Genomic DNA, 3,878 nt, shown 5'->3' on the forward strand with positions numbered 1-3,878 from the left:
GGCGGATAAGGGCGAAGCCCGCATCCGCCGTTACCCAACTTTTCGACCAACCTGACACGTTCTTTTTATGGACCCAACAACTCTGGACAACCTCCCCCACGGCGCCTTCAGCCCCGATGCGCCCCCGGACTTCGACGCCCGGCAGGCGGCGCTGGACCCGACCCGCTCCTTTGCGGTGGCGGCGCCCGCCGGGTCCGGGAAAACCGGGCTGCTGACTCAGCGCGTCCTGACCTTGCTGGCCCGCTGCGACGCTCCGGAAGAAGTACTGGCGATCACCTTCACCCGCAAAGCCGCCGGGGAAATGCAGGACCGCATCATGGCGGCCCTGCGCGAGGCCGCCGAACGGTCGGAGCCGGACAACCCCCACGCCCGGCGCACCTGGCGTCTGGCTCAGGCGGTCTTGCAGCGCGACGAAGAGTGCCAGTGGCAACTGCTGATGAGTCCACAGCGACTGCGCATCCAGACCATCGACAGTCTGTGTCGCGCCATCACCCGGCAACTGCCCCTGGACAGCCAGCTCGGCGCGCAACCGGACACCCTGGACGCCCCGGAACTCGCCTATCGCCAGGCCGTACATCAGTTCCTGGCCCGCCTGGAAACCGACGACACCGTCCGGGAGGACCTGAAGCGCCTGCTGCGTCACCTGGACACCAACCTGCCGGCCATCGAGACGCTGCTGATGCGTCTGCTGGCCAAGCGGGACCAGTGGCTGGGGGTGATGCTCGAGGCTCAACAGGCCCACGCCCGCCCCTACCTTGAGGCAGTACTGCAAGATGTAATTGAAGAACAACTGAACCGGGTGATCGAAGGCATCGGCTACCACGCCAGCGATCTCTGCCACCTGGCCGATCAGGCCGCCACGAACGTCGAGCAGGACAACCCGGAAAGCCCGATTCTGCGCCTGAAAGGCATCACCGCCCTGCCCGATCCGAGCCCGTCGACGGTGGCCGACTGGCAGGCGCTCGCTGAACTGATGCTCACCGCCAAGGGGGAGTGGCGCAAGCGGCTGACCAAAAAGGAAGGCTTCCCCGCGGGCAAACCCGGCGCTGCACTGAAAGAGCAGTACGGCGAGTGGGTCGCACAGATTCAGGAAGAAACCCCGGACCTGGCCGAGCAGCTGCACGCCGTGCGCCAGCTACCACCCGCGGAATACACCGAAAGCCAGTGGCAACTGCTCGACAGCCTGACCCGTCTGCTGCCGTTGCTCAGCGCCGAGCTGACCCTGATATTCAAACAATTGGGCGCCACCGACTACAGTGCCATTGCCCAGGCAGCCAGCTTCGCTCTGGGGGATGAAGAAAACCCAACGGATATCGCCCTAAAACTGGATTACCGTATTCAGCATATTCTGGTGGACGAATTTCAGGATACCGCCGCCCCACAGTTACGGCTGCTGGAGCAGCTGACCGCCGGCTGGCAACCCGACGACGGCCGCACGCTGTTTATCGTCGGTGATGGCATGCAGTCCTGCTACGGGTTCCGCGACGCCAACGTGGGCCTGTTCCTGGACGCCCGTGAGCACGGCATTGGCGAGGTACCCATGACCGCGCTGGATCTGACCGTGAACTTCCGCTCCCAGACCAACGTGGTTCGCTGGGTCAACGATATTTTTTCCCGGGCCTTTCCCGCCCGGGACGATATTGGCCGGGGTGCGGTGCGCTATTCACCGTCCATCGCCTTCAATGCCCCACTCGAGAATGAAGCCGTCCAGTTTTACGGTTGTCTGCATCAGAACGACTCGGACGACGCCGACAGTGAAGCCGTCAACCCGGAGGCCAGCCCGGACAAGACCCTGGCGCAACTGCAGGAAGCCGAGTCGGTCGCCGAGCTCGCCGAGCAGGCCCTGGCCGCCGATGAGGAAGACTCGGTGGCGATTCTGGTGCGCAGCCGACCGCACCTGCAGTGGATACTCCCCGCCCTGGCCCGGCGCGGCCTGCACTGGCAGGCCACGGAAATCGACCGACTCGCCAGTCGCATGGCGATTGTCGACCTGATGTCCCTGACGCGAGCCCTGTTGAGCCTGGACGACCGCATTGCCTGGCTTTCGATTCTGCGCGCCCCCTGGTGTGGTCTCGACCTGAACGACCTGCACGCACTGGTCACCACCGATCTCGGTGCGCAGAACCCCTGGCCCAAGTACGGCTGGCCGATGATCTGGCAGCAGCTGCAGGAACGCGATCGAATCTCCGGAATCAGCGACACCGGTCGGCGGTGCCTGGATCGACTGATGTCCGTGCTGGAGCCCGCCTGGCGGGAGCGTCATCGCAAGCCCCTACGCCAGTGGATCGAGGGCGTCTGGTTGGCGCTGGGCGGCCCGGCTCTGCTGGCCGAGCCCGGCGACGCGCAGGATATTCCGAGCTACTTCAACCTGGTGGAAAAGCACCAGCACGGCGGCGGCCTGCGGGACTGGAACACCTTCGAGCGCGGCGTCGAAAGCCTGTTCGCTGCCCCCCGGGCCGACGCCGACCCGCGCCTGCAGGTGATGACCCTGCACAAGTCCAAAGGGCTGGAGTTCGACACCGTCATCATTCCGGGGCTGGACCGGGCCAGCAGTAACGACGACAAAGAGCTGCTGCTCTGGCAACAGCGGATCAATCAGGCCGGGGAACGCCAACTGCTGCTGGGACCGCTGGCTCCCACCGGCACCGATACCGACCCGCTCTACCAATTCATGCGCAACGAAGCCAAGCTGCGGGACAGCTTCGAGGCCACCCGGCTGCTATACGTCGGCTGCACCCGCGCGGTCAAACGCCTGCATTTATTGGCCTGCGTGGGTTTGGATGCGCGCAGCGGCAAGCCTCGCGCCCCCCGCCAGGGCTCCCTGTTACGCACCATCTGGGAGCCCGTACAGGCGCAGATGTTGAGCGCCCCGGCGGGCACCCAATCGCCCTCAGCAAGCGCCAACAGTGACCACGCCTACGAGGGACTCCAACACATTCTGCGCCTGCCCCCAGACTGGCAGGCGCCGGCACCCTCCGAGGTGACCGTGTTACAGGCATACCGGGGGCGGGAGTTTGGCGACGAGGAGAACCTTCCGGAAGTGGAAGCCCCGGCCGCTCGCCTGGCCCGCCATACCGGCACCGTATTGCACAACCAGCTACAGCGGTTGAGCGAGCAGCCGTTGGATGCCTGGTCCGAGGCCTGGGCGGAGGAGCAGCGCCCATTCTGGACCTTGCAGCTGCGCCAGTTCGGCTGGGAGCCGGACACGATTGCGGAGGCTCTGGAGAAGATTCGCTGGGGGCTGCATCAGACGCTGACCGACCCGGACGGTCGCTGGCTGCTGGACCCGGCCCATGAGGAAAGCGCCTGTGAGCTGGCGATTCATCATGCTGTGGGCGGTGAGGTACGCGAGTCGGTGATTGACCGGACATTTGTGGATGGCGGTGTGCGCTGGATTGTGGATTACAAGAGCAGCCAACCGGAGGCGGATCAGTCGCCGGAGGCGTTTGTGACGCAGGAGGTGGCGACCTATACGCCGCAGTTGGCGCGCTACGCCAAGGTGATGCAAGACCTGGGCGAAACCCGCCCCATCAAAACCGCCCTGTATTTCCCGCTGCTGGCCTCGGAAAAGCGGTTGGTTGAAGTCACCGTTTAACCTCTTTGATGCATCAGGGACGGGAAGCGGCGGATGAGGTAGGTTTGGGTTACGGCGGATGCAGGTCATACCGCTGCGCTCGGCTCCGCCCTATGCGTAATTGCGGGGGCCTCGGCGACGGATGTGACCTCGTGCGGTGCGTAATTGCGGGGGTTGCGGCGACGGGTGCGGCCTTCGCGTGGCTCAGGAGGTTGCGTAGGGCGGATAAGCGCGTAGCGCGCATCCGCCGTAACCCAACGTAAAGATCACACAGGCGCTAGTTCCCGAAACGTTACGCTGGCAC

1 protein-coding gene is annotated in these 3,878 nt (G+C 64.9%); it reads left to right on the forward strand.

What is annotated here, in order from left to right; genetic code table 11:
* Nucleotides 1-67 precede the first annotated feature (67 nt).
* Nucleotides 68-3,595, forward strand: a complete 3,528-nt coding sequence (locus tag B3520_RS03635; protein WP_286804365.1) for a UvrD-helicase domain-containing protein — start codon at nucleotides 68-70, stop codon at nucleotides 3,593-3,595.
* Nucleotides 3,596-3,878: the final 283 nt, after the last annotated feature.

The organism is Marinimicrobium sp. UBA4509, from assembly GCF_002388575.1.
GTDB classification, from domain to species: Bacteria; Pseudomonadota; Gammaproteobacteria; order Pseudomonadales; family Cellvibrionaceae; genus Marinimicrobium; species Marinimicrobium koreense.